Source organism: Microbacterium sp. 22215, from assembly GCF_052045655.1.
In the GTDB taxonomy this organism is placed as follows: domain Bacteria; phylum Actinomycetota; class Actinomycetes; order Actinomycetales; family Microbacteriaceae; genus Microbacterium; species Microbacterium phyllosphaerae.
On record NZ_JBQEPC010000005.1, the window covers coordinates 105,664 to 129,716 of the forward strand.

The 24,053-nt window shown below is 69.4% G+C and carries 24 protein-coding genes; 9 read left to right on the forward strand and 15 right to left on the reverse strand.

Annotated features, from left to right (window positions below; translation table 11 throughout):
* Nucleotides 1-22: 22 nt before the first annotated feature.
* Nucleotides 23-865 carry an alpha/beta fold hydrolase gene (locus ACTJKH_RS10140; RefSeq protein WP_440736793.1) on the forward strand — a complete coding sequence of 281 codons (843 nt, stop codon included), beginning with the start codon at nucleotides 23-25 and terminating at the stop codon, nucleotides 863-865.
* A 314-nt stretch (nucleotides 866-1,179) separates the two neighbouring features.
* On the opposite strand, the gene ACTJKH_RS10145 is transcribed toward ACTJKH_RS10140, so the two are convergent.
* The 10 genes from ACTJKH_RS10145 to ACTJKH_RS10190 all read right to left on the reverse strand — a co-directional run bounded on the left by ACTJKH_RS10145 (nucleotide 1,180) and on the right by ACTJKH_RS10190 (nucleotide 11,424).
* The gene (locus ACTJKH_RS10145) at nucleotides 1,180-2,046 is read right to left on the reverse strand and encodes an alpha/beta fold hydrolase (protein WP_440736794.1); all 867 of its coding nucleotides are present in this window, start codon (nucleotides 2,044-2,046) and stop codon (nucleotides 1,180-1,182) included.
* 107 nt (nucleotides 2,047-2,153) lie between these two features.
* Nucleotides 2,154-3,110, reverse strand: coding sequence for a siderophore-interacting protein (locus ACTJKH_RS10150; protein WP_440736795.1), 957 nt, complete (start codon nucleotides 3,108-3,110; stop codon nucleotides 2,154-2,156).
* Nucleotides 3,100-3,900 (reverse strand): ABC transporter ATP-binding protein, encoded by an 801-nt coding sequence (locus tag ACTJKH_RS10155; RefSeq protein ID WP_210096749.1) that lies wholly within the window; start codon nucleotides 3,898-3,900, stop codon nucleotides 3,100-3,102. Before ACTJKH_RS10155 ends, ACTJKH_RS10150 begins: the two co-directional genes overlap by 11 nt.
* On the reverse strand, nucleotides 3,897-4,970 hold the full coding sequence (locus ACTJKH_RS10160; protein WP_440736988.1) for a FecCD family ABC transporter permease: 1,074 nt from the start codon (nucleotides 4,968-4,970) through the stop codon (nucleotides 3,897-3,899). Before ACTJKH_RS10160 ends, ACTJKH_RS10155 begins: the two co-directional genes overlap by 4 nt.
* Nucleotides 4,971-4,975: 5 nt before the next feature.
* Nucleotides 4,976-6,025: a FecCD family ABC transporter permease gene (locus tag ACTJKH_RS10165; RefSeq protein ID WP_440736989.1), complete on the reverse strand. Its 1,050-nt coding sequence runs from the start codon at nucleotides 6,023-6,025 to the stop codon at nucleotides 4,976-4,978.
* 26 nt (nucleotides 6,026-6,051) lie between these two features.
* Nucleotides 6,052-7,086 carry an iron-siderophore ABC transporter substrate-binding protein gene (locus tag ACTJKH_RS10170; RefSeq protein ID WP_440736796.1) on the reverse strand — a complete coding sequence of 345 codons (1,035 nt, stop codon included), beginning with the start codon at nucleotides 7,084-7,086 and terminating at the stop codon, nucleotides 6,052-6,054.
* Between the two features lie 188 nt (nucleotides 7,087-7,274).
* On the reverse strand, nucleotides 7,275-7,478 hold the full coding sequence (locus tag ACTJKH_RS10175; protein WP_056310329.1) for a cold-shock protein: 204 nt from the start codon (nucleotides 7,476-7,478) through the stop codon (nucleotides 7,275-7,277).
* A gap of 76 nt (nucleotides 7,479-7,554) precedes the next feature.
* Complete coding sequence (locus tag ACTJKH_RS10180) at nucleotides 7,555-10,440, reverse strand: helix-turn-helix transcriptional regulator (RefSeq protein ID WP_440736797.1); 2,886 nt, start codon at nucleotides 10,438-10,440, stop codon at nucleotides 7,555-7,557.
* Between the two features lie 68 nt (nucleotides 10,441-10,508).
* Nucleotides 10,509-10,808: a hypothetical protein gene (locus ACTJKH_RS10185; RefSeq protein ID WP_440736798.1), complete on the reverse strand. Its 300-nt coding sequence runs from the start codon at nucleotides 10,806-10,808 to the stop codon at nucleotides 10,509-10,511.
* Between the two features lie 160 nt (nucleotides 10,809-10,968).
* The gene (locus ACTJKH_RS10190) at nucleotides 10,969-11,424 is read right to left on the reverse strand and encodes an SRPBCC family protein (RefSeq protein ID WP_259160738.1); all 456 of its coding nucleotides are present in this window, start codon (nucleotides 11,422-11,424) and stop codon (nucleotides 10,969-10,971) included.
* A 117-nt stretch (nucleotides 11,425-11,541) separates the two neighbouring features.
* Between ACTJKH_RS10190 and ACTJKH_RS10195 the strand changes: the two genes are divergently transcribed.
* From ACTJKH_RS10195 to ACTJKH_RS10210, 4 genes are all read left to right on the forward strand, one after another.
* Nucleotides 11,542-12,576, forward strand: coding sequence for an FUSC family protein (locus ACTJKH_RS10195; protein WP_440736799.1), 1,035 nt, complete (start codon nucleotides 11,542-11,544; stop codon nucleotides 12,574-12,576).
* 27 nt (nucleotides 12,577-12,603) lie between these two features.
* Nucleotides 12,604-13,272 carry a DNA alkylation repair protein gene (locus tag ACTJKH_RS10200; RefSeq protein WP_440736800.1) on the forward strand — a complete coding sequence of 223 codons (669 nt, stop codon included), beginning with the start codon at nucleotides 12,604-12,606 and terminating at the stop codon, nucleotides 13,270-13,272.
* Between the two features lie 34 nt (nucleotides 13,273-13,306).
* Complete coding sequence (gene deoD, locus ACTJKH_RS10205) at nucleotides 13,307-14,020, forward strand: purine-nucleoside phosphorylase (protein WP_440736801.1); 714 nt, start codon at nucleotides 13,307-13,309, stop codon at nucleotides 14,018-14,020.
* A 127-nt stretch (nucleotides 14,021-14,147) separates the two neighbouring features.
* Nucleotides 14,148-16,661, forward strand: coding sequence for a DEAD/DEAH box helicase (locus ACTJKH_RS10210; protein ID WP_440736802.1), 2,514 nt, complete (start codon nucleotides 14,148-14,150; stop codon nucleotides 16,659-16,661).
* Nucleotides 16,662-16,730: 69 nt separating this feature from the next.
* On the opposite strand, the gene ACTJKH_RS10215 is transcribed toward ACTJKH_RS10210, so the two are convergent.
* Genes ACTJKH_RS10215 through ACTJKH_RS10230 form a run of 4 tightly spaced genes read right to left on the reverse strand, consistent with a single transcriptional unit; the run spans nucleotide 16,731 to nucleotide 20,456 of the window.
* The gene (locus tag ACTJKH_RS10215; protein ID WP_440736803.1) at nucleotides 16,731-17,765 is read right to left on the reverse strand and encodes an acyltransferase family protein; all 1,035 of its coding nucleotides are present in this window, start codon (nucleotides 17,763-17,765) and stop codon (nucleotides 16,731-16,733) included.
* Nucleotides 17,762-18,718 carry a D-alanine--D-alanine ligase family protein gene (locus tag ACTJKH_RS10220; RefSeq protein WP_440736804.1) on the reverse strand — a complete coding sequence of 319 codons (957 nt, stop codon included), beginning with the start codon at nucleotides 18,716-18,718 and terminating at the stop codon, nucleotides 17,762-17,764. The genes ACTJKH_RS10215 and ACTJKH_RS10220 overlap by 4 nt, the downstream gene beginning before the upstream one ends.
* Nucleotides 18,715-19,851, reverse strand: coding sequence for an alanine racemase (gene alr / locus ACTJKH_RS10225; protein ID WP_440736805.1), 1,137 nt, complete (start codon nucleotides 19,849-19,851; stop codon nucleotides 18,715-18,717). The genes ACTJKH_RS10220 and alr overlap by 4 nt, the downstream gene beginning before the upstream one ends.
* Nucleotides 19,848-20,456: a M15 family metallopeptidase gene (locus tag ACTJKH_RS10230; RefSeq protein ID WP_440736806.1), complete on the reverse strand. Its 609-nt coding sequence runs from the start codon at nucleotides 20,454-20,456 to the stop codon at nucleotides 19,848-19,850. Before ACTJKH_RS10230 ends, alr begins: the two co-directional genes overlap by 4 nt.
* Before the next feature lie 102 nt (nucleotides 20,457-20,558).
* On the opposite strand from ACTJKH_RS10230, the gene ACTJKH_RS10235 reads away from it, so the two are divergent.
* Both ACTJKH_RS10235 and ACTJKH_RS10240 read left to right on the forward strand, forming a co-directional pair.
* Nucleotides 20,559-21,230 carry a response regulator transcription factor gene (locus ACTJKH_RS10235; protein ID WP_440736807.1) on the forward strand — a complete coding sequence of 224 codons (672 nt, stop codon included), beginning with the start codon at nucleotides 20,559-20,561 and terminating at the stop codon, nucleotides 21,228-21,230.
* A 28-nt stretch (nucleotides 21,231-21,258) separates the two neighbouring features.
* The gene (locus ACTJKH_RS10240) at nucleotides 21,259-22,335 is read left to right on the forward strand and encodes a sensor histidine kinase (protein WP_440736990.1); all 1,077 of its coding nucleotides are present in this window, start codon (nucleotides 21,259-21,261) and stop codon (nucleotides 22,333-22,335) included.
* Nucleotides 22,336-22,477: 142 nt separating this feature from the next.
* Here ACTJKH_RS10240 and ACTJKH_RS10245 read toward each other — a convergent pair whose 3' ends face one another.
* Nucleotides 22,478-23,134, reverse strand: coding sequence for an FMN-dependent NADH-azoreductase (locus ACTJKH_RS10245; protein WP_440736808.1), 657 nt, complete (start codon nucleotides 23,132-23,134; stop codon nucleotides 22,478-22,480).
* A 76-nt stretch (nucleotides 23,135-23,210) separates the two neighbouring features.
* Here ACTJKH_RS10245 and ACTJKH_RS10250 point away from each other — a divergent pair, with 76 nt between their 5' ends.
* Nucleotides 23,211-23,549: a winged helix-turn-helix transcriptional regulator gene (locus ACTJKH_RS10250; protein ID WP_210096734.1), complete on the forward strand. Its 339-nt coding sequence runs from the start codon at nucleotides 23,211-23,213 to the stop codon at nucleotides 23,547-23,549.
* On the forward strand, nucleotides 23,546-24,043 hold the full coding sequence (locus tag ACTJKH_RS10255; RefSeq protein ID WP_440736809.1) for a hypothetical protein: 498 nt from the start codon (nucleotides 23,546-23,548) through the stop codon (nucleotides 24,041-24,043). The genes ACTJKH_RS10250 and ACTJKH_RS10255 overlap by 4 nt, the downstream gene beginning before the upstream one ends.
* The last annotated feature ends 10 nt before the right edge of the window (nucleotides 24,044-24,053 follow it).

Consider the following 24,053-nt stretch of genomic DNA (forward strand, 5'->3'; position numbering starts at 1 on the left):
CCGAACCGAAAGGATCAGGATCATGGGTTACATCAACGTCGGAAACGAGAACAGCGCCCCGATCGAGCTCTACTACGAAGACCAGGGATCGGGTCAGCCCGTCGTCCTGATCCACGGTTACCCGCTCGACGGACACAGCTGGGAGCGCCAGACCCGCGAGCTGCTCGCCCAGGGCTACCGCGTCATCACGTACGACCGCCGCGGCTTCGGCGGATCGTCGAAGGTGAACGCCGGCTACGACTACGACACCTTCGCCGCCGACCTCAACACCGTGCTCGAGACCCTCGACCTGCGTGACGTCGTGCTCGTCGGATTCTCGATGGGCACCGGCGAGCTCGCCCGTTACGTCGCGAAGTACGGGCACGAGCGCGTCGCGAAGCTCGCCTTCCTCGCCTCGCTCGAGCCCTTCCTCGTGCAGCGCGACGACAACCCCGAAGGCGTGCCGCAGGATGTCTTCGACGGCATCGAGGCCGCAGCCAAGGGTGACCGCTTCGCCTGGTTCACGCAGTTCTACAACGACTTCTACAACCTCGACGAGAACCTCGGATCGCGCATCAGCCAGGAGGCCGTCACCGGCAGCTGGAACGTCGCGATCGGCAGCGCGCCCGTCGCCGCCTACGCCGTGGTCTCGTCGTGGATCGAGGACTTCCGCGGTGACGTCGACGCCGTGCGCGACGCCGGCAAGCCCACGCTGATCCTGCACGGCACGAAGGACAACATCCTGCCGATCGATGCGACCGCCCGCCGGTTCCACCAGGCCGTGCCCGCCGCGACCTACGTCGAGGTCGAGGGCGCCCCGCACGGCCTGCTCTGGACCCACGCCGACGAGGTCAACGCTGCACTGAAGGACTTCCTCAGCAAGTGATCGGTGACTCGCGCGAGAGCCCGGCATCCACCTCAGGATGCCGGGCTCTCGCCCTGTCTGCTCCGGTCGCGGTTCGTGCCGCTCACGGGTCGCAGTTCGTGCGACTCAGCGATGCTCCCGTCGCAGTTTGTGCCGCTCGGCCCCGGTCCGGTCGCAGTTTGTGCCGTCGCGCGATGCTCCGGGCNGGCGGCACGAACTGCGACCGGAGCGCCGAGCGCCGAGCGCGGGCGGCACCAACTGCGACCCAAGCACCGAATTCGAGCTGCACGAATTGCGACCGGAACGAACGACCGCACCCACGCACGGCCGCAGCCCTACGATCGGTCGAGCACCTCGCGGAGCTTCGCCGCGAAGGCTTCGGGCTGGCCGGCGTAGCCGAATTCGCCTCCCATGAAGCCGCCGTGATGACTGGGGAAGACCGTCGCCTGCTGGCCGAGCGCCTTCGCGAGGGCGATCGACGTGCGTCCGGTGTAGACCTTCAGCGACTCCTCCCCGACGGCCACGACGATCCTGGTGGGCGACGCCTTCAGCGCCTCGAGGTCCGGCGTGTAGAGGGGCACCGCCCACGAGAGCTCGGACAGCAACGGATCGTCCCGTGTGCCGTCATCATCGGTCGGCATCCCGAACGCCGCGGGGTCGGGAGCCGGCCGCGAGAGGAACTCGTCGGTGACCTCGCCCTCCCAGGAGGTCATCGCGACGAAGGCGGCCATTCCGGCGCCCCAGCCCCTGTCCTGATACGCCCGGGTGTAGGCCACCCGCGCTCGATGCACCGCGTCGGCATCCGGCAGCACGCTGTCGATCGGCGGCTCGTGCGCGACGAGCGTCGCCACGTCGTGCGGATGCGCCGTGACCAGGGCGAGCGCGGTCACCGCGCCACCGCTGCTCGCGAGCATGTCGACGGGTCCCGCCGCGAGAGCCTCGATGATCGCGTGCACGTCCTCGGCCTGGACCTCGGGTTCGTTCGTGACGCCGCCGTCCTTGCGGGTGCTCCGACCCAACCCGCGTGGGTCGTAGGTCACGACGGTGCGGTCGTCGAACAGCGTCACCTGGGCCTGGAATCCGCTCGCATCCATCGGCTGGCCGATCATCATCAGCGGAGGGCGACCATCCGCCGTCGGCAGCGGCCCCTGCACGTCGTAGACGAGGTCGACTTCGGGGAGCTCGAGTGTGTGCTGCGTCATCGGGGCCTCCTCGCCGGCGAACGATTCCACTGGGATGCTACGGCGCGGCCTCCGCGTGCGCCAGCGGTTCGGTCGTCGTCCGCGTCGGCGCGAGCGCATGCGACGACTCAGCCGCGCATGGCGACGCCGCGGCGCCAGTAGCCCATGAAGGCCACCTGCCCGCGATCGATGCCGAGATCCTTCACGAGGTGGCGACGCAGGGTCGTGACGACGCCGCTCTCGCCGGCGATCCAGAAGTAGCGCTCGGCCGGAGCATCCGCCGCCGCGATCTCCTCACCGAGACCCGAGTAGTCGGGTGTCTCCCAGAGCAGATCCTCGGACTCGATGTCCTTCACGTCGATCTCGTCACCGGCATCCGCATCGCCGAGGTACGCGAGCACGCCGGGAATGAGCCGCACGCCGTGGGCCTCGCCGATGTCGCGAGGCAGCCAGTGCACCTCGACGCCCGACGGAGCGTCGATGCGCAGGATGTCGGCGGGTGACGGCACCTCGAGGAACGCCACCCCTCGCAGAGCGCGCGGGGCGTCTTCGAGGATGCGTGCGATCGCGGGAGCCGCCGTCTCGTCACCGGCGAGCACCACCGAGGTGGCCGTCCCCGGCTCGTACTCTGCGCCGCCGTGCGCGGCTGCCGGCACGCCGCGGCGCGGGCCGACGATGAACAGCTCCTGGCCGACGGCGGCCGCATCGGCCCAGCGCGACGCCGGTCCGGTGAGACCGGGGGCGAGATGCAGGACGAAGTCGACGTCGAGCTCGGTCCCGGCATCCGTGACCCGCAGCTCGCGCACCGAGTACGTGCGCATCGAGCCGCGCTCGTCTTCGGGCACGGCGAGGAACGAGCCCCACCAGTCGCCGGTCGAGCGGTCGAGATCGGGGAGGATGCCGGATGCCGGCGGGAAGACGATCTTGATGCGCGAGTCGTAGACGTCGCCCGGCGTGCCGAACTCGAACAGGTCTTCTCCGCCGAACGTCACGCGCACGAAGTTCGGCGAGACACGTTCGACGCCGCGCACCTCGGCGCGAGCCAGCACGTAGGTGGGGCGTTCGGTCGTGGTCTCAGCGGACATGATGCCTTCCGATCGGGGTGACCATCGGCTTGCCCGAGACGGGGTCGATGGTGATCTGGTTCGCGAGGCCGAAGACCTCTTCGACGTGCTGCGCGGTCACGACATCCTGCGGAGTGCCGGTGACGTGCACGCGCCCGTCCTTCATCGCGACGAGCTCGTCGGAGTAGCGCGCCGCGAGATTGAGGTCGTGCAGCACCATGACGATCGTGGTGCCGCGCGAGACGCTCAGGTCGGTGAGCAGGTCGAGCACCTCGACCTGGTGCGCGACGTCGAGGAACGTGGTCGGCTCGTCGAGCAGCAGGATGTCGGTCTCCTGCGCGAGCGCCATCGCGATCCACACGCGCTGACGCTGGCCGCCCGACAGCTCGTCGACACTGCGGTCGGCGAGCTCGGTGGTGCCGGTCGCCGCGAGAGCATCCGCCACGACCTCGTAGTCGTGCGCGCTCCAGCGGGCGAGCATCTTCTGATGCGGATGCCGGCCGCGACCGACGAGGTCGGCGACGGCGATGCCCTCGGGCGCCACCGGCGACTGCGGCAACAGGCCGAGGATGCGCGCGACCTCCTTGGTCGGGCGCGCGTGCACCGACTTGCCGTCGAGCACGACCTGACCGGCGGTGGGCGAGAGCAGGCGGGCGAGCGAGCGCAGCAGCGTCGACTTGCCGCATCCGTTCGCTCCGACGATCGTCGTGATCTTGCCGGGGGCGATCTCGAGATCGAGGTTCTCGATGATCGTGCGGTCGCCGTAGGCGAGGGTGACGGCGTCGGCCGTCAGAGTGTGCGCCTCGGTCACAGGGAGCCTCCCGAGCGGTTGGTGCGGATGAGCAGATAGATCAGGTACGGAGCGCCGAGCACACCCGTGATGACGCCGACCGGGTAGCGCTCTCCGAACGCGAACTGGCCGATCAGGTCACCGCCGAGCACCAGGACCGCCCCGATGAACGCGCTCGGGACGAGCAGGTTCGCGCCGGGGCCGGTGATGCGCGCGGCGATCGGGCCCGCCATGAAGGCGACGAACGCGATGGGTCCGGTCGCGGCGGTCGCGAAGGCGAGCAGCGCGACCGCCCCGAGGATGAACAGCAGGCGGGTGCGGTTCACCCGCACGCCCAGTCCGGATGCCGAGTCGTCGCCCAGCTGCAGCGCTCCGAGCGCCCTGCCGTTCGAGAGCATGAGCGGCAGGATGACGGCAGCGGCGATCGCGAGAGGGAGCACGCGCTCCCACGAGGCGTTGTTCAGGCTGCCGGTGAGCCACTGCATCGCCGTCTGGATGTCCCAGCTCGCCGCGCGCGACAGCATGTACGAGATGATGCTCTGCAGCATCGCCGCGACGCCGATGCCGATCAGGATCAGCCGGGTGCCGGCGAAGCCGTTCTTGATCGACAGCAGGTAGATGATCCCTGCGGTGAGGATCGCGCCGCCGAGTGCCATCAGCGAGACGACGGGTCCGTTGAGCGAGAGCACGACGATCCCCACGACAGCGGCAGCCCCGGCGCCGTTCGAGATGCCGATGATGTCGGGCGATGCGAGCGGATTGCGCAGCAGAGTCTGGAACGAGACACCCGCGATGCCGAACGCGAAGCCCGAGAGGATCGCGAGCACGGCCCGCGGCAGCCGCAGCTCCCCGACCGTGAAGGATGCTCCGGGCACCGTCTGACCCAGGATGACGCGGATGACCTCGTCGAGCGGGTAGAACGTGTTGCCGATCATCAGTGCGACGGCGAACAGGACCACCAGCAGCGCGCCGAGCACGATCGTGGCGACCGCGTGGCGACGATGGCGGGAACGACGGCCGGCGATGATCGCCGCGACCTGGTCGCCTCGACTGTCGGATGCCGACGGGGTCTGGGCCGCAGCCCGGTCGATGGTGCTCACAGCTCACGCACCTTCTGACGACGGACGATCCAGATGAAGAACGGAGCGCCGATGATCGCGGTGATGATGCCGACCTGGATCTCCTCCGACGACGGAGCGATGACACGGCCGACGATGTCGCTCGCGAGCAGCAGGGCGGAGCCGGCCAGAGCCGAGAACGGCAGCAGCCAGCGGTGGTCGGTGCCGATCAGCATCCGGCACACGTGCGGGATCACGAGACCGACGAAGCCGATGGGCCCGGCGATCGCGGTGGCGGCACCGGCGAGGATCACCGCGCCGACCGCCGAGACGAGGCGCGTGCGGAAGACGTGCTCCCCCAGCCCCTTGGCCATGTCGTCGCCGAGCGCGAGGGAGTTCATACCGCGGGCGCTCACGAAGCAGATGAGTGCGCCGAGCGCGAGCACGGGAGCGGTGATCGCGATGCGCGGCCATTCGGCACCGCCGACGCCGCCGATCTGCCAGGACTGGAAGGCCTGCAGCAGGTCGACGCGCGGCAGCATGACCGCGCTGATGAGCGAGGCGAACGCCGCCGAGGTGGCGGCACCCGCCAACGCGAGCTTGAGGGGGGTCGCGCCACCGCGTCCGAGCGAGCCGACCGTGTAGACGAAGGCGGCGGCGAGGGCGGCGCCGATGATCGCGAGGGCCATCTGGCTGTACGCATCGGTCAGACCGAGGAAGGCGAGACCGAGCACGACCGCGAGCGACGCGCCGTTCGAGACGCCGAGGATGCCCGGGTCGGCGATCGGGTTGCGGGTGACCGCCTGCATCGTCGCACCCGAGAGCGCGAGAGCGGCACCGACGAGGATCGCGAGCACGGTGCGCGGGAGCCGCTTGATGATCGCCGCCTGAGCGAGCGTGTCATCGTGCCCCGCGAGTGCGGCGAAGATGTCGTCGATGCTCACGGCTCGCACGCCGAAGCAGATGGAGAGGATGCAGAGCACGAGCAGCACGCCCACTCCGACGAGCAGCCAGAGCGAGCGCGCCCACGCCGGGCGCCGCAGGTCTGCGGTGCCCGGCGTGGGGATGGTGACAGCGGTCACGGGAATTCAGTGCGCGAGGGTGACGCCGAAGGTCACTTCGCGGCGAGCGGTGCTGCCAGCAGAGCGAGGTAGTCGGAGAGACCCCACGGGATCGACAGCGGCGACGGGTTCGCCGACGCGGCAATCGGAGTGGCATCCGGGAGGATCGCGATGCGACCCTCGGCGATGGCCGGGATCTTCGACAGCAGCGGGTCGGCCTGCAGCGTCGCGATGAGCGACTCGTCGCCGTAGGTCACGAACACGTCGACGTCGTCGAACTTGTCGGCCTCTTCAGCGCTGACCGTCAGGTAGAACTGGTCGCTGTCGGCGTTCTCCTCGACGATCGACGGCAGCGGAAGGCCCAGGTCGTCGTGCAGGTATCCGGGACGCGTGTCGATCGCGGTGTAGTAGCCGACCTGGCTCAGGTCGCTCGGGTCGACATACGCGAACAGGACCTTCTTGTCCTTGAGGACGCTGTTCTCTTCGAGGGCGGCCTCGGCATCGGCGTGCAGGTCCTCGATCAGGGCCTCACCCTCGGCCTCGAGGCCCAGCGCCTTCGAGTTCATCTCGATCATCTCGTCGACCGGGGTGCCCCAGGCGACCTCGGGGTAGGCGACCACCGGTGCGATCTTGGAGAGGGTGTCGTACTCCTCCTGCGTCAGGCCGGAGTAGGAGGCGAGGATGACGTCGGGGTTCGTGTCGGCGACGGCCTCGTAGTCGATGCCGTCTGACTCGTCGAAGAGCACGGGCTCGTCGCCGCCGAGCTCGTCGAGCTTCTCCTCGACCCAGGGCAGGATGCCGTTGTCGTCGTCGTCGCCCCACGTCGCCTTGCTCATGCCGACCGGCACGATGCCGAGTGCCAGGGGAACCTCGTGGTTCGCCCAGGCGATCGTCGCGACGCGCTCGGGCTTGGTCTCGATGGTCGTCTCGCCGTACACGTGCTCGATCGTGACGGGGAAGGCGCTGTCGTCGGCCGGGTTGCCGCCGGCCGAGTCGGATCCGTTGTCGGCGGCGGGCGTCGCGCAGGCGGTGAGGCCGATGGCGAGGGCCGCGGCGACACCGGCGGCGATGAGACGAGAGGTGCGCACAGGCATTCCCTTCGGGTTGGGATTGGGGGTGCGGCGCAGAGGGCGCCTGGGCTTTGGTAAGCCTGGCCTAATCTAACAGAAAGTTAGGCAAGCCTCATCTCGAGATGCCTCATCGGGTGCCTCCCGGGTACGCAGAAAGCCGGCCGGATCCGTGAGGATCCGGCCGGCTTCAGGAAGTCAGCGCGCGCTCAGAGAGCGCGGATGTTCGCCGCCTGCATGCCCTTGGGGCCACGCTCAGCGTCGAATTCGACCTTCTGGTTCTCGCGGAGCTCCTTGAAACCGGAGCCGGCGATTGCCGAGTAGTGGGCGAAAAGGTCGTCCGTGCCGTCATCGGGAGCGATGAAGCCGAAGCCCTTTTCCGCGTTGAACCATTTCACAGTGCCAGTGGCCATGTGTTTTCTACTTTCTGTTTTCAACGGCCGCTTGCGCGGCCTGCGCCGTGACGGAACGTCCGACACACGCGCTCGCTCAACGTATCACGACAGGCTGACCGAATGCCGCGAACTCCGACTTCTGCTGCAGAACCGCCGCTTCTGTGCGCGTGCTGACACCGAGCTTGCGCAGCACGGCCGACACGTGCACGCTCACCGTCTTCGCACTGATGAACAGCCGCTCACCGATCTGCCGGTTGCTCAGGCCCTCGGCGATCAGCGCGAGAACCTGCCCCTCGCGCGCGGTGAGGGGATCGGCCTCCTCACCCTGACGAGCGGGATCGGATGCTGCAGAGAGGCCGGCCGCGACCGAGAATGCTCCCACGGCCTGAGTCAGCGGCACGTGCCCGAGCCGCTCCGCTTCGGCGAGTGCGTGAGCCAGAACGGCGGCCGCCTCGGTGCGCTCTCCCGCGTCGACGAGCAGACGGGCGAGCTCGAGCCGGGTCGTCACCCGGACCGTCACCGGCACATCGTCGCCGTCGGCGAGATCGACAGCCGCACGCAGTGCGGGGATCGACGGAGTGAGCAGCGCGTCGAGGATCGACCACCAGGTGTCGCCGAGCAGCTGGGACGGCTGCGCCGACCAGGCTGCTCGCACCTCACCGACGGCCTCACCGACATCGACGCCGGATGCGCGGAGTTCGGCGATCATCCATCCCGCCTCAAGGAGAAGCCGTCGCTGGTGGAGGAACACCGGCCCGCCGTCGGCGAGCATCGCCCTGACCTCGGCGAGCGCGCGTGCGTGATCGTTGCGCCCCTCGGCGACGGCGACCCGCATCATCACCTCGTCGTACCAGATCTGCCGTTCGACGCGTCCGGTCTCCTCGAACGACGGATGCCATTCGCGCACGATCTCGGCCGCCTGCTCGTGCCTGCCCCGCCACGACAGCACGCGGACGCGCGTCATCGTGGAATACATGTGCGAGATGCGCAGCGTCCGCTGCGAGAGCTCGCGCGCCAGCATCCCCTCGACGCGGTCGATCTCACCCATCTCGAGAAGGGGCACCGCCATGTTCTGCGTCATCAGGGCGCCGGTGGTGCGCTCGACGCCGAATGCGCGCGCCGGAGCGAGGCCGTCTTCGGCGACCTGCACCGCGTCGCGGTAGCGCCCGAGCAGCCCCAGGAGATCGGAGTAGTTGACCCGGTACCGCATCTCGGCGTTCGTGCCCTTCGCCAACCGCAGCGCGAGAGCGTACTCGCGATGCCCGGCCTCGAGATCGCCGAGGTGCGCGCGGGCTCCGCCGCGGACGTTCGCCGCGATGGACGCCTCGTCGTCGGATCCCGCTCTCTCCGCACGCTCTCCGGCCTCGATCGCGAGCGTGATCGCCTCATCGAGCCGCCCGGCGATCATGTATCTGCTCGCCAGCTGATTGAGGATCGACGCGCGCAGCCGATCGTCGTCGACCCTGCGGTCGAGGACCGCGAGCGCCTGCTGCAGCAGCGGGATCGATCCCTCCCGCCCGAGGTTCATCAGGTAGTAGGCCCTGTCGCGCAGCAGCCTCGCGTGGGTGCGCGGGTCGACCGTCTCGGGATCGACCTCATCGAGCGCGAGGTTGACCACCGCCAGCGCACGCTCACCGTCGCCGGCATTGCGCAGCACCGAACCGAGGGTGCGCAGCAGCTCGAAGCGCTCGACCTCGACGACACTCGCCGCGTCGGGAACCCGGATCCACAGATCGAGAGCGAGCTCTCCGAAGCGCGCGGCGCTCGCGAAGGCGAACCGCGACTTGGCGTCGAGCATCGCGGTGACAGCTGCGGCGAGCGCGCGCCGGTCGTCTTGCGCGAGCTGCCAGTGATACGCGAGCGCGGCGGGATCGCCGGTGTCGCTGCCTGTGCAGTTCTCTTCGAGGGTCTCGGCGTAGGCGCGATGCAGGCGTGCCCGCTCACCGGGGAGCAGGTCGTCGTGCACGGCCTCGCGCAGCAGCGCGTGCCGGAATCGATAGTCGTCGTCGACCACGACGAGGATGCCGCTGAGCGTCGCCTCGCGGATCGCCTCATCGAGCCGCGCCTCGGGCAGGCCGGCGAGCTGCGTGACCAACGGATGCGTCAGAGGACGCTCAGCCCCGGACACGACCTGCACGACGCGTCTCGCATCGTCGCCGAGCCGGTCGAACCGGGCGAGCAGCAGATCGCGCAGGCTGCCGGGAAGCGGGCCGGCCGAGCATCCGGCGATCTCCTCGACGAAGAACGGCACGCCCTCTGCGCGCTCCTGGATTCGCTCGAGCGCGGTGTCGCTGAGCGGCTCTCCGGTGATCGCTTCGGCGAGCTGCCGCACCGATGCCGTCGCGAGCCTCTCGACGGCGACGCGCTCGAGGAGGCGCGCGCGGGTCGACTCGCCGACGAACCGGCTCACCGCGTCGCCACGGCGGACGTCGTCGGTACGGCAGGTGAGCACGAGCAGGATGCGCCCCCGGGCGAGCGTGCGCAGCAGGAAGGAGAGGAGCGCGAGAGTCGACTCGTCGGCCCAGTGCAGGTCTTCGACCACCAGCACCTGCGGAGCCAGTTCTGCGGCGGCCTCGATGAGCGATGCGATCGCGTCGCGCAACCGGTCGGGACTGGTCTGCGAGCGCTCGGTGGGGTTGAGCTCGGGCAGCAGCATGCCCAGCGCCTCGACTCCGACGCCGAGCTCGTCACGCACACGATCAGCGCCCATCCGCGCGACGATCGAGCGCAGGATGCCGGTCAACGGTCCGAACGGGGTGCGCGATGCCCCGAGGTCGAGACACCAGCCGACGTGGACGTCGGCCCGGTTCGCGACCTCGGCACCGAACTCGCGCAGCAGACGCGACTTGCCGATGCCCGCCTCGCCCTCGACGAGCACCGCGATCGGGACCCCTTCGACCACCTGGTCGAAGAACCCGCGCACGATCGCCAGCTCGACCTCGCGGCCGACCATCGTGGCGCTCGGGGCGGATGGGGGCATGGATTCATCGTCCCACCCCCGTCCGACATTCAGGGGTCTGTGCGCGTCTGCCGTCGGCAGAGTGGAACTCACCTCGCCACGACGGGTTCGCACCGCAAGGTGGCATCACGGTCGGCGGATGCGGCAGCCTGCCGGTCGGCAGGCACGTCAGCCCGCCGGTCGGCCGGTGCGGCGGCATCCGGAGCAGCGGCGCGTGCACCGATGATCGCGCGCAGCATCCGCTCTCCGAATCGTCGGACCGGGCCCGCGGCCCGAGGGACGATCTGGTCGGCGTGCTCCGCGAGGAAGCGTCGCCGCTCGGCGGCCCTCTGGATCCGCTCCTGCTCGTACTCGGTCACCGTGTAGGCGAGATAGGGGTGCTCGTACATGACATCTCCTCGGTCGGGATGTCCCTACACTCCGCTCTGAGGTGCCCGGCCGACATCGGGAGGATGCCCTATCTTTGCGAGTCCTCCGCCCACCGGGGACAGAGCGATGCCCGGGTGGCGATGGGGGCATCACCACCCGGGCACCGGGTCTCGGGGTCGATCAGGCGTCGACGTCGCCGCGCCATGCGCCGGTTTCGGCGCCGCGCTTCTCCATGAACTCCTTGAAGTTCTTGAGGTCCTTCTTCACCGCGTGCGAACCCGCGCCCACCAGCGCGCCGACCTTCTCGAGAAGGCCCTCGGGCTCCCAGTCGATCTGCACCGTCACGCGAGTCGTGAGGTCCTCGATCTTGTGGAACGTCACGACGCCGGCATGCTCCGTGTCGCCGCCGACGCTCTTCCAGGCGACCCGTTCGTCAGGGTGCTGCTCGGTGATCTCGGCGTCGAACTCGCGCGTCGCGCCGCCGACCTTCACGGTCCACCGGTTGTGGGTGTCGTCGATCTGGCGGATGGACTCGACCTCGTCGAGGAACTTCGGGAAGCTCTCGAACTGCGTCCACTGGTTGTAGGCGACGTCGATCGGAACGTGGACGTCGATGGTCTCGATGATCTGCACCATGTGATGCTCCTCACTGCTCGTCGTTCGTGTCATCCCATTCACCTGCATGCGGTCCCGATGTGCGACGGGGTTGACATCGCCGTCGAGCAGGGGCACTTCCCGAGTAGCGTGGGGCGCATGCGCATCCATGCCGCAATCCGCGCCTCCAAGCGCTCACCCCTGCTGCAGGTGGTGAAGTCCGCGGCCGCGACGATCGCCGCATGGATGCTCGCGGGCTGGGTCGTGCCGGGACAGCTGCCGGTCTTCGCCGCGATCGCGGCCCTGCTCGTCGTCCAGCCCAGCGTCAACCAGTCTCTGTCGAAGGCGCTCGAGCGCAGCATCGGCGTGATCGCCGGTGTGATCATCGCCGTCCTGCTCGGGCTGCTGCTCGGATCGCCGAGCTGGATCGTGCTGCTCGCGATCGTCGTGGCCATGCTCGTCGCGTGGGCGTTGCGGGCGACGCCGGGCACCGGCAACCAGGTCGCGATCTCGGCGATGCTCGTGCTCGCCCTCGGATCGACGCCCGACTACGCCCTCGCTCGCATCGTCGAGACCCTGATCGGGGTCGTCATCGGCATCGTCGTCAACGCGCTGATCGTGCCGCCCGTGCTCGTCGCCCCCGCTCGGCGCGACCTCGGCCTGCTCGGCAGCGAGCTCGCCGCGAGCCTCGACCGCCTGGCCGACGCCCTGCCCGAGCCGCAGAACGCAGCGAAGCTGCAGGAGCTCATGCTCGAGGCGCGACTGCTACGCCCGATGAAGGATGCCGCGGAGGCGTCGATCGAGGCCGGCGAGGAGTCGCTCACGCTCAACCCGCGCCGTTCCACCCACCGCGAGGAACTCGTCGAGATGCGCGCGCTGCTCGAACGGCTCTCGCCCATCGTGACGCAGACGATCGGCATGACCCGCGCCTACTTCGACCACTACGACGACTCGATCGGCCAAGAGCCCGCGGTCACGGCGATCGCCGAGCAGCTGCGTCGAGCGGGCCACGATGTGCGCCTCGCGGTGCAGATCGCGGATGTGGCGCCTGAACCCGAGACCCTCACCTCCGCGATCCCCGCGCTCACGGCACCACTCGTGATCCGTCCCCCCGCCTCGACGCACTGGATCCTCATCGGGTCGCTGATGGAAGACCTCCGTCGCATCCGCGGAGAGCTCGTCGACGAGGACTGAGCACGGCTCGAGGCCTACCCTGGAGGCATGTCTGACATGACCGTCGCCGACGCGCTGGCCGAGCTGGCCTCGATCGAGGATCCGAAGATGCGCGCGGCGAACGAGAAGCGCGGCGACGACCATGGCATGAACCTCAGCCGGCTCCGCGGGGTGGCCAAGAGCATCAAGACGGATCAGCGCCTGGCGAAGGAGCTGTGGGCGACCGGCGAGACCGGCCCTCGGCTGCTCGCGCTGCTCATCTGCACGCCGAAGCAGTTCACCGCCGACGAGCTCGATGCGATGCTCCGCGAGACGCGGCCCCCGAAGGTCAACGACTGGTTCGTGAACTATGTCGCCAAGAAGACGCCCCTCGCCGAAGAGCTGCGTCTGCGCTGGTTCGACGACTCCGACCCGACGGTCTCCGCCGCGGCGTGGTCGCTCACAACCGTCCGCGTCGCCAAGGACCCGAAGGGCCTCGATCTGGAGCACCTGCTCGACCTGATCGAGCGCGACCTGAAGGATGCACCGAAGCGCCTGCAGTGGTCGATGAACGAGACCCTCGCGAACATCGGCATCTTCCACCCCGAGCTGCGCGCCAGGGCGCTGGAGATCGGTGAGCGCCTGCAGGTGCTGGCCGACTACCCCACCGCTCCGGGCTGCACCTCGCCCTTCGCTCCGGCGTGGATCGGCGAGATCGTGCGGCGACGCGAGGGCTGAGCATCCTCATCAGTGTCGTCACTACGCTGATTCCATGAGCACGCACATCGCCGCAGAGCCCGGTCAGATCGCCCCCATCGTCCTGTTCCCCGGTGACCCGCTGCGCGCGAAGTGGATCGCGGAGACGTTCCTGGAGGACGCCGAGCTGTACTCCGAGACCCGCGGGATGCTGGGATACACCGGCACCTGGGAGGGCCACCGCGTCTCGGTGCAGGGCTCGGGCATGGGCCAGCCGTCGATGGCGATCTATGCGAACGAGCTGTTCGAGGAGTACGACGTGCAGACCATCGTGCGCGTCGGATCGTGCGGTGCGCTGACCGAGAAGCTGAAGGTCCGAGACATCATCATCGCCAACGGCGCCTGCACCGACTCGGGCATCAACCGCGTGCGCTTCCACGGTCTCGACTACGCCCCTGTCGCCGACTTCGGTCTGCTGCGTGCGGCGGTCGAGGCGAGCGAGTCGGAGCCCCTCGACTCGGCCGTGCACGTGGGGCTGCTCTTCTCGAGCGACCAGTTCTACAGCACGCGCCCCGAGCTCACCGAGCCGTTCGTGAAGCACGGGGTTCTCGGCGTCGAGATGGAGGCCGCGGGTCTGTACACCCTGGCCGCCTACTACGAGCGCCGCGCCCTGGCCATCTGCACAGTGTCGGATCACATCGTCACCGGTGAGGAGACGACCGCGCAGGAGCGCGAGCAGACGTTCGGCGACATGATCCGCATCGCCCTGCGCGCCGCGACCTCGGTCTGAGGCGTTCACAATTCAGCATGAGATCGTGCTGACCGCTCGAATCCGGTGATCTCGGCCGCATCGGACGATTCCCTGCTGAGTACTGCACGAGGTTCGTCCGTGCCGGAGGTGGGATGATCGACAGACCATGCCTGCGATCCTCGACCCGACCACACTGACCGACGGATCCGATGCGGATGCCGTCTACACGGCGTTCGTCGAGTGGGCGGAGTCGACGGGCATCAGCCTCTACCCCGCGCAGGACGAGGCGGTCATCGAGATCGTCTCGGGCAACAACCTGATCCTGTCGACGCCCACCGGCACCGGAAAGTCGCTCGTCGCGGTCGGCGCGCACTTCGCCGCACTCGTCGAGGGCCGCCGCTCGTACTACACGGCCCCGATCAAGGCCCTGGTGAGCGAGAAGTTCTTCGCCCTCGTCGACGTGTTCGGCGCCTCCAACGTCGGCATGATCACGGGCGACTCGTCGGTGAACCCGGATGCGCCGATCATCTGCTGCACGGCCGAGATCCTCGCCAACCTCGCTCTGCGCCAGGGCACGGATGCCGCGGTGCACCAGGTCGTGATGGACGAGTTCCACTTCTACGCCGACCCCGACCGCGGGTGGGCGTGGCAGGTGCCGCTGCTCGAACTTCCTCAGGCGCAGTTCATCCTCATGTCGGCGACCCTCGGCGATGTGTCGCAGCTGTCGAGTGACCTGACCCGCAGGACCGGCCGCGACACGGCATCCGTCACGGGAGTCGAACGCCCCGTGCCGTTGCACTACTTCTATGAGACGACGCCGATCCACGAGACGATCGACGACCTGCTCGGCACCGGTCAGTCGCCGATCTACGTCGTGCACTTCTCGCAGGCGGCGGCGATGGAGCGGGCGCAGGCCCTGTCGAGCACCAAGGTCGCCACGCGGGAGCAGCGCGATGAGATCGCGGCGCTGATCGGCGGATTCCGTTTCACGACCGCGTTCGGCAAGACCCTCTCACGGTTCCTCCGCGCGGGCATCGGGGTTCACCATGCCGGGATGCTGCCGAAGTACCGCCGGCTGGTCGAACAGCTCGCGCAGCGCGGCCTGCTGCGCGTGATCTGCGGCACCGACACCCTCGGCGTCGGCATCAACGTGCCGATCCGCACGGTGCTGCTCACGGCGTTGACGAAGTTCGACGGCACGCGGATGCGCCACCTCAGCGCCCGCGAGTTCCACCAGATCGCGGGACGAGCGGGGCGGGCGGGCTTCGACACCGCGGGCACCGTCGTCGCGCAGGCTCCGGAACACGAGAGCGAGAACGTCGCCGCGATCAAGAAGGCCGGCGACGATCCGAAGAAGAAGCGCAAGATCGTCCGCAAGAAGGCGCCTGATGGCTTCGTCTCGTGGGGGGAGCCGTCGTTCCGCAAGCTGATCGACGCCGAACCCGAGACCCTGACCTCGCACATGCAGATCACGAGCGCCATGATGCTCAACGTCATCGGGCGCGGTGGCGACGTCTTCGGCAACATGCGCGCGCTCGTCTACGACAACCACGAGCCCCGCAAGAGGCAGCGTGAGCTCGCACTGCGCGCGATCGGCATCTACCGGACTCTGCTCGAGTCGGGCGTCGTCGAACAGACCGCAGACGGCGAGATCCGCCTGACGGTCGACCTGCAGCCGAACTTCGCCCTGAACCAGCCGCTGTCGCCGTTCGCCCTCGCGGCGTTCGAGCTGCTCGACCCCGACCCCTCGGCCGGCACCGGCACCGGGTCGTACGCCCTCGACATGATCTCGATCGTCGAATCGACGCTCGACGACCCGCGCGCCATCCTCGGCCAGCAGGAGTTCCAGGCGCGCGGCGAGGCGGTCGCCGTCATGAAGCGCGAGGGCATCGAGTACGACGAGCGCATGGAACTGCTCGAGGAGATCACCTACCCGAAGCCGCTCGACGAGCTCCTGAGCGCGGCGTTCGAGACCTTCAGCGCCGCCCAGCCGTGGATCCGCGACTTCGAACTGCATCCGAAGTCGGTCGTGCGCGACATGTACGAACGCGCGATGTCGTTCGGAGAGTATGTCGCCTTCTACAAGATCGCGCGCTCTGAGGGCGTGGTGCTGCGCTACCTCTCCGATGCGTATCGCGCGGCCTCGCAGACGATTCCCGAAGAGCTGAAGGACGAGGACCTCCGCGACCTCATCGAGTGGCTCGGCGAGCTCGTCCGCCAGGTCGACTCGAGCCTGCTCGACGAGTGGGAGGAACTCGTCAACGGAGTCCTGCAGGACCCCGACGAGGAGCCGATCGTGCCGCCGGCGCCGAAGCGTCTGACCTCGAACGTGCGGGCGTTCCGCACTCTCGTGCGCAACGAGCTGTTCCGCCGGGTGCAGCGCGCGGCGCGCGAGGATGTCGCAGCGCTCGCCGAGCTCGACCCGTCGTTCGGCGCGGATGCCTGGTCTGACGCGCTCGACGGCTACTTCGCCGATCACGACGAGATCCTCACCGGCGCGAACGCCCGCAGCTCCCAGCTGCTGCTCCTCACTGAAGGTTCCGGCGAGTGGACCGTGCGTCAGATCCTCGACGACCCGGCGGGCGACCACGACTGGGGCATCTCGGCCACGGTCGACCTCGCCGCCTCCGACGAAGAGGGCGCCGCCGTCGTCACCGTGACGGGCGTCGACCGGCTCTGAGGCGGCCGGATGGCTGATCGTCGCCCGCCCGGCTGACCGTTGGCGCCTGCGGAGTCAGCCGCCCGGGCCTCAGCCAGCCATCCGGGCAGCAGCCACGCGGTCGACGAGACGCAGCGGGTCGAAGAGCACCCCGAGCCCCACCCGCACGAGCGCCGCGTGCACCGCAAGACAGATCGCGATGACGACGGCCGTGAGCGCGATCGGCCAGACGACCTCGAGCGCCGGGGTCGTGACCCAGCCCGCCCGGCGAAGCGCTCCGTCGATCAGAGCGAGCGGGATCATGTGGATCACGTAGATCGGCAGCGTCCGTTGCCCGATCCACCGCAGCGGACGGGCGATGACCGACACATGGCGATCGAGCAGCGCGCACCCCGCGACGCCGAACGCGACAGCGACGACCGCAAGCAACGGCCAGACCCCGGGCCACTGCCGCATACCGAGCACCCCGACGGCACCGATCGCGGCGACATATGCCGCTCCGAGCATGAGGGTGCGCAGGAGCCCGGATGCGGTCGCGAAGCGCTCGATCATCGGGCGCAGCCGGAGGCCGGCGAGGAAGAAAAAGAGGTTCTGCACGAGCTGCCACAGGTTGCCCAGGTCGGGAATGAGCCCCGCGGCCGCGACCGCCGCGATCGCGAAGGCGACCGGCAGCACCATCGCAGTCGACACATGACGCAGCAGACGAGCGACGACCAGATACACCGCGAGTGCGAGCAGATACCAGAGGTTCGTCGGGCTGATGGTGAGCTGCGCGAGCAGCTGCCATCCGTTCTCGGCCCTCGCCGTGTCGAAGTCCGGCGTCAGCGCGAGCACGAACGTCTGGATCACGACCCAGATGATGTAGACCGCGGCAAGGCGCCCTGCGCGACGCCGCCACGACGACCCGGCCGGCGCATTCACGGCGCTTCCCGCGAACATCCCCGAGATGAGGAAGAACAGGGGCATCCGCAGGGGCAGCAGCTGCGCGTTGAGGGTCGCCCACGCGTCGGTGATCGGCCCCGCCCCCTCGACCTCGATCGCGTGCTTGGTGACCACATGCCACAGCACCACCAGGATGATGCAGACGCCCTTCGCGACATCGGGCCAGCCGACGCGAGCCCTCACCGCCCCGGCACCTCGGCGGCACGCACCAGGCGCGACACCAGGTCGACGTACGACACGTCGGCCGCCGCGAACATCCGCGGCACCTGCGAGGCCGCAGTCAGACCGGGCATCGTGTTGACCTCATTCAGCACCGGCCCCTCTGCCGTGAGGAAGAAGTCCATCCGGGCGACGCCCGCGCAGCCGAGCGCGTCGAACATCGTCAGGGCGGCCCGGCTGAGCGCGGTCGCCTCGGCGTCCGAGAGCTTCGCCGGCACCGTGAACCGTGCACTGCCGTCGTACTTCATGGCGGTGTCGAAGAGCCCGGCCGCATGGATCTCGAGGGGCGGAGCCGCCCACCGCACCCCGCCGGCCTCCCGGATCACGGCGACGTCGATCTCGCGTCCCTGCACGATCTCCTCGACGAGGATGCGGTGATCGAAGCGCGCCGCCTCGCGCAGCGCCGGCCCGAGCTCGCCCTCGTCGCGCACGAGCGAGACCCCGTAGCTCGACCCTGCCGACACCGGCTTCACGACCACGGGGCCGTCGAACTCGGCATCCCCGCAGTCGGCGGATGCGATCAAGCGCCCCCGAGCCGTGCGCAACCCTGCGGCCTCGGCCACGAGCTTGGTCGCCCACTTGTCCATGCCGATCGCCCCCGCGCGAGGCCCTGACCCGACCACCCGCACGCCCGCCAGTGCGCACAGCGCCGCGAGCGCACCGTCTTCCCCGAGCGCTCCATGCACCGCGGGGAATACGACATCTGCCCGCGCGATGAGCGGCATCGCGAGGGCCAGGGAGTCCGCGGCGGTGGCACCCTCCGAGACGCCCGCCACCTCCCAGATGCCCTCGCGTGAGATGGTCACCGCGCTCACCTCGTGTCCCCCGACACGCAGCGCCTCGGCGACCGCCGCCGCCGACGCGAGCGAGACCTCGTGCTCGGCGTTCTGCCCTCCTCCGACGACCAGCACCCTCACGCGATCGCCCTCTCGACCCGTGCGCCGATACCTGTGACGATCGTGTGCGGGATGCTCCCCGCCCACCGCGCCCACTCCTGCGCGCTCGGCACCGCCCCGCCCTCGGGACCGAACACGACGGCGGTCGCGCCCCGCGGTACGAGCGCATCCCCCGTGTCGACGACGATCTGATCCATCGACACCCGTCCCACGATCGGGCAGCGGATGCCGTCGATCGCCACCGCCGCGCCCGCGGCGATTTCGCGAGGGATGCCGTCGGCGTATCCGACCCCGACCACGCTGAGACGGGTCGCGCGCTCGGTCACGAACGCACCGCCGTAGCCCACGGGAGTCCCGGCGGGCACGATGCTGCTGTGCACGACGGATGCCGTCAGCCGCGCCGCCCCGTGCAGCGCCACCGTCTCGGACGGATCGATGCCGACGAGCCCTGCGCCGACGCGAACCAGGTCGAAGTGGGTCGCCGGATCGGTCAGCGTGCCCGAGGTCGCGGCGAGGTGCACGAGGAGCGGGCCGAAGCCGGCGCGCAGCACGGCATCCCGCGCCTGCCGCATCCGCAGCACGGCGGGCGCGTTCAGCGCCGGGTCGGCCGCATCGGCGCCCGGCAGGTGCCCCATGACCCCGACCACATCGATGCGCCCTCGGCCTGAGCGCGCGACCCGCAGCAGCTCCGCCCAATCGCCGAGTGGCACTCCACCCCGCGCCATGCCGGTGTCCATGTGCAGGTGCACGCGGACCGGTCCGGCAGCGAGAGCAGTCGCATCAGCGACGAGCTGTCGCAGCTCCTCCATCGATCCGACGGCGATGTCGACGCGATCGGCGACAGCCCGCGCGACGTCGACTCCCGAGGGGTTGAGCCACGCGAGGATCGGCACGTCGATGCCCGCGGACCGCAGCTCGGCAGCGTCCTCCGCATCCGTCACGCCCAGCCATTCCGCGCCCGCATCGACCGCCGCGCGAGCGACCGCGACAGCTCCCAGACCGTAGCCGTCGGCCTTCACGACCGCCATGATGCGTGCGTCGGTCGCCGACCGCATCCGCTCGACGTTCGCCGAGACCGCGCCGGGGATCGTGTGCAGAGTGGGCGCGTGCATGCGCGAGAGCGTGAGGCGCGGGGCGCTCAGTGTCGTGGTCATCGCTGGGTCCTCGGATCTGCGGTCGGGTCGTCGTACATGAGGGGGCAGCCGTTGGCGACGGCCGCGGGGCGCAGTTCGAAGTGCCAGCGCTCGTTCGCGTAGATCTGGCAGAGCCCGAACTCGGCGCCGTTGCGAGACAGCCAGTCCTGAGCGGCGACCGGCCCGAGGTCGACGGCGTCGCCCGACACGTGCTCGGAGTTCTCGGGAGTCGCGACCCAGCGCGCTGCTTCCTCCTCGGAGCCGTACTCGGCGACCGCGTTCTGCCGCAGTACCTGCTGGTACGCGGCCGAGCGCCACCCGCTGTTCACGTGCACGCGCACGCCGTCGGCTTCGGCCGCCGTGGCCGCGGATCGCACCGCGGCGAGCAGATCGGAGTCGAGGTTGGTCACGGCCGGTGTCTCGTCGAACACCGACACCGCACCCTCGTCACGGATGACGCCGTCGGCCTCGGTGAGCGACGATGCGGAGAGGGTCGGAGGAACGGATGCCGACGCCAGCGATTGCTGGCCGATCAGCACGACCGATCCGGTGATGGCCGCAGCGAGCAGCGCGGTGCCGATCAGCGCGGTGAGGCGTCGCCGCCTGAGGGTGGTGCGTGTGTTCATGTCCTCAGTCAAGGCAGGCGCGTGTTGCGAGGGCGTATGCGCTTTTGCATATGCTCCCGATATGCCCGGGTGCGTAAGCTCTGAGCACATGGGAGCTGTGCCGTGCGTGTGCTGATCGTCGAGGACGAGCCTTATCTCGCCGAGGCCGTGCGCGATGGGCTGAGGCTCGAGGCGATCGCCGCCGACATCGCCGGAGACGGAGACACGGCGCTCGAGCTCCTGAGCGTCAACTCCTACGACCTGGCGGTGCTCGACCGCGACATCCCCGGTCCGTCGGGCGACGACGTCGCCCGATCGATCGTGGCGTCGGGCAGCGGCATCCCGATCCTCATGCTCACCGCGGCCGACCGTCTCGACGACAAGGAGTCGGGCTTCGAGATCGGCGCCGACGACTACCTCACCAAGCCGTTCGAGCTGCGCGAGCTCGTGCTGCGCCTGCGCGCCCTCGACCGCCGACGTCAGCGCGTGCGCCCGCCGGTGCTCGAGGTCGCCGGCCTGCGGCTCGATCCGTTCCGCCGCGAGGTCTTCCGCGACGGCCGGTACGTCGCGCTCACCCGCAAGCAGTTCGCGGTGCTCGAGGTGCTGATCGACGCGGGCGGCGGGGTCGTGAGCGCCGAGCAGCTGCTCGAGCGCGCATGGGATGAGAACGCCGACCCGTTCACGAACGCCGTGCGCATCACCGTCTCGTCGCTGCGCAAGCGACTCGGGGAGCCCTGGCTGATCCTCACGGTGCCGGGCGTCGGATACCGCATCGGGACGGATGCCGATGACTGATCCGGTGCGCAAGCCCCGGCGCCGCGGCATGAGCGCCCGCTGGAAGCTCACCCTGAGCTATGCGGGCGTCGTCGTCGTGTCGGGCATCGGTCTGCTCGCGGCTGTCGCCCTGTACCTGCTGCGGTACGTGCCCGACGTGGCGATCATCGCCGACCGTTTCGTGCCGAATCGCTCCGACCTCATCCGCGCATTCGTCCCGGTCGCGATCGTCATGATGCTCGTGCTGCTGGCGATCGGACTCGGCGGCGGATGGCTCATCGCCGGACGGATGCTGGCGCCCCTCGACCGCATCGGCAAAGCCGCACAGCTCGCAGCTCAGGGGTCGCTCTCGCACCGCGTCGCCCTCGAGGGTCCCCGTGACGAGTTCCGAGACCTCGCCGACGTCTTCGACTCGATGCTCGAGCAGCTCGAGGCGCACATCGCCGAGCAGCAGCGGTTCGCCGCCAACGCCTCGCACGAGCTGCGCACCCCGCTCGCGATCTCGCAGACCATGCTCGAGGTCGCCCGCAACGACCCCGACCGCGACGTCGACGCGCTGATCGACCGACTGCACGAGGTCAATGCGCGGGCGATCGAACTGACCGAGGCGCTGCTGATGCTGAGCCGCGCCGAGCGTCGCACGTTCACGCGCGAGCCGATCGACCTCTCGCTGCTGACCGAGGAATCCGCCGAGACCCTGCTCCCCCTCGCCGAGCGCCGTGGCGTGACGATCGACGTCGGCGGCGACACCGCGAACGTGCTCGGGTCTCCCGCGCTCTTGCAGCAGCTGATCACCAACCTCGTGCACAACGCGATCGTGCACAATCTCGCCGAGGGCGGCACCGTCACGGTGCGCACCCACGTTCTTCCCGAGGCCGTCGCGCTGGTGGTCGAGAACACCGGCGAGGTGCTGCCCGCTCATCGCGTCGCGACTCTGGCGGAGCCCTTCCAGCGGGGAGCCGAGCGCACGCGCGGCGACGACCACGTGGGCGTCGGGCTCGGACTCGCGATCGTCCAGCGCATCGCCCAGGCACACGACGGTTCGCTCGTGCTCACCGCCCGCGAGAGCGGCGGATTGAACGTGACGGTGTGGCTGCCGCATCCGTTCCCCCGGCCATTGGCTTGAGGCCGCACCGGGGTCGGTCCCGGCCGGACACCTGCATGCTCGAATCACAGATGCAGGCCGAGGAAACCTGTTCTCGGCCTGCATCCGTGATCTGGGCATGCATCTGCGGGGGTGGGACCGACGGGCCGCACCGGATGCCGGGTCAGGCGACCTGGTCGCCCCGGAGTGCGGCGAGCTCGCGACCGTAGGTGCGAGCATCCGTCTCGGCGTTCTCCTTGAGCTCGCGGGCGGTGTCGGCGAAGGCATCCAGTGCCGGGTTCACTCCCACGAGGGTGAACGGACGCTCGACGATGCGCAGGTCGAGACCCCAGACGTCTTCGAGCACGCGGCGCAGCCATCCGGTGGAGTGGTCCCAGCCCTCCTTGGGGGTTCCGGGGGCGTAGTTGCCGCCGAGAACGGTGACGAGGGTCGCCGGCTTGCCGCGCAGCGCGGTGCCTTGCGGATCGATGCGCGGGTCGGTGTACGCCAGGTCGAACCAGGTCTTGAAGTGCTGCGAGACGCCGTAGTTGTAGAGCGGCACGGCGAAGAGCAGTGCGTCGGCGCCGATCAGCTCGTCGGCGAAGGTGGTGCCGAGGGCGCGCGCGGCTCGTTGGGCGTCGGTGCGCTGCGCCTCGTCGACGAATCCGCCGGTGACGGCATCCGCCCAGGCCGTCGCAGGCACGGGGTCGGCGGCCAGATCGCGGCGCGTGATCGTGGAGTCGGGGTGGGATGCGGTCCACTCGGCCTCGACGAGGTCGGCGAGCGAACGGCTGGCGGACGACGCGGGAAGGATGCTGGCGTCGAGACGGAACAGGGACATGGGGTGCCTTTCGTTTACGTAGTCACTCTGTTTTTCTTAGCGACTCGCGTTAACGTAGCACAGGTATGATGGGCGCATGGCCGAGATCGACGAGGAGCGTCACGTGTGCGACGCCGCCGTCACCCTGGCCTTCAGCGTGCTCGGCAAACGGTGGAACGGCATGATCGTGTCGTCCCTCGGCGGCGGCCCGTCGACCTTCGTCTCACTGCGGCGAGCGGTCGTCGGCATCAGCGACACGGTGCTCTCCGACCGGCTCGCCGAACTCGCCGAAGCCGGGCTCGTCTCCCGCGCCGTCGACGCCGGGCCTCCCGTCGCCGTCTCCTACGCCCTCACCGACAGCGGCCGCGGACTCCTGCCGATCCTCGACCAGCTCGGCACCTGGGCGTCCGAGAATCTCGAGATCCGGGCCCGATGACAATCTCTCAGGCACGACGACCCCGCCGCGCCTGGTGGATCCTGCTGCTGCTCGGCGCGCTCATCCTCGCCGGCGCCGCCGCACTGGCGTTCAGCCCCGGTTTCCGTCTCGCACCGCCCGCCGCCTTCGGCGAGGAGCTCGCGGTCGACCTCAGCGAGGGCGATCACGCGATCTACGTCACCCCGTCGGATCAGTGGAGTGAGATCGAGTGCACCGGCACGTTCCCCGGGGGCGGCGTACTGCAGCTGCGGCCGGACATGACGCAGCAGGGTCTGCTCATACCGGAGGCTTGGGATGCGCAGGGGAGCTTCTCCGTGGGCATCCCCTCCCCCGGAACGATCACGTGCGACGGCCCGGTCGCCGACGGTCGGTTCACGGTCGGACCGGTGATGACGTTCTTCACGGTCATCGGAGCCGTGCTGCTCGCGATCCCCGGCATCCTTCTGGTGATCGCCGGCGCGATCGTCGGGGCTGTGCAGGCACGGCGCCCGTAGGTCACGCCTC

What these genes read in the sequence shown, in the direction of transcription:
- ACTJKH_RS10140 (WP_440736793.1), top strand. Translation starts at nt 23, where the DNA reads ATGGGTTACATCAACGTCGGAAACGAGAACAGCGCCCCGATCGAGCTC.
- ACTJKH_RS10145 (WP_440736794.1), bottom strand. Translation starts at nt 2,046, where the DNA reads ATGACGCAGCACACACTCGAGCTCCCCGAAGTCGACCTCGTCTACGAC.
- ACTJKH_RS10150 (WP_440736795.1), bottom strand. Translation starts at nt 3,110, where the DNA reads ATGTCCGCTGAGACCACGACCGAACGCCCCACCTACGTGCTGGCTCGC.
- ACTJKH_RS10175 (WP_056310329.1), bottom strand. Translation starts at nt 7,478, where the DNA reads ATGGCCACTGGCACTGTGAAATGGTTCAACGCGGAAAAGGGCTTCGGC.
- ACTJKH_RS10180 (WP_440736797.1), bottom strand. Translation starts at nt 10,440, where the DNA reads ATGCCCCCATCCGCCCCGAGCGCCACGATGGTCGGCCGCGAGGTCGAG.
- ACTJKH_RS10185 (WP_440736798.1), bottom strand. Translation starts at nt 10,808, where the DNA reads ATGTACGAGCACCCCTATCTCGCCTACACGGTGACCGAGTACGAGCAG.
- ACTJKH_RS10190 (WP_259160738.1), bottom strand. Translation starts at nt 11,424, where the DNA reads ATGGTGCAGATCATCGAGACCATCGACGTCCACGTTCCGATCGACGTC.
- ACTJKH_RS10195 (WP_440736799.1), top strand. Translation starts at nt 11,542, where the DNA reads ATGCGCATCCATGCCGCAATCCGCGCCTCCAAGCGCTCACCCCTGCTG.
- ACTJKH_RS10200 (WP_440736800.1), top strand. Translation starts at nt 12,604, where the DNA reads ATGTCTGACATGACCGTCGCCGACGCGCTGGCCGAGCTGGCCTCGATC.
- deoD (WP_440736801.1), top strand. Translation starts at nt 13,307, where the DNA reads ATGAGCACGCACATCGCCGCAGAGCCCGGTCAGATCGCCCCCATCGTC.
- ACTJKH_RS10210 (WP_440736802.1), top strand. Translation starts at nt 14,148, where the DNA reads ATGCCTGCGATCCTCGACCCGACCACACTGACCGACGGATCCGATGCG.
- alr (WP_440736805.1), bottom strand. Translation starts at nt 19,851, where the DNA reads ATGACCACGACACTGAGCGCCCCGCGCCTCACGCTCTCGCGCATGCAC.
- ACTJKH_RS10230 (WP_440736806.1), bottom strand. Translation starts at nt 20,456, where the DNA reads ATGAACACACGCACCACCCTCAGGCGGCGACGCCTCACCGCGCTGATC.
- ACTJKH_RS10240 (WP_440736990.1), top strand. Translation starts at nt 21,259, where the DNA reads ATGAGCGCCCGCTGGAAGCTCACCCTGAGCTATGCGGGCGTCGTCGTC.
- ACTJKH_RS10245 (WP_440736808.1), bottom strand. Translation starts at nt 23,134, where the DNA reads ATGTCCCTGTTCCGTCTCGACGCCAGCATCCTTCCCGCGTCGTCCGCC.
- ACTJKH_RS10250 (WP_210096734.1), top strand. Translation starts at nt 23,211, where the DNA reads ATGGCCGAGATCGACGAGGAGCGTCACGTGTGCGACGCCGCCGTCACC.
- ACTJKH_RS10255 (WP_440736809.1), top strand. Translation starts at nt 23,546, where the DNA reads ATGACAATCTCTCAGGCACGACGACCCCGCCGCGCCTGGTGGATCCTG.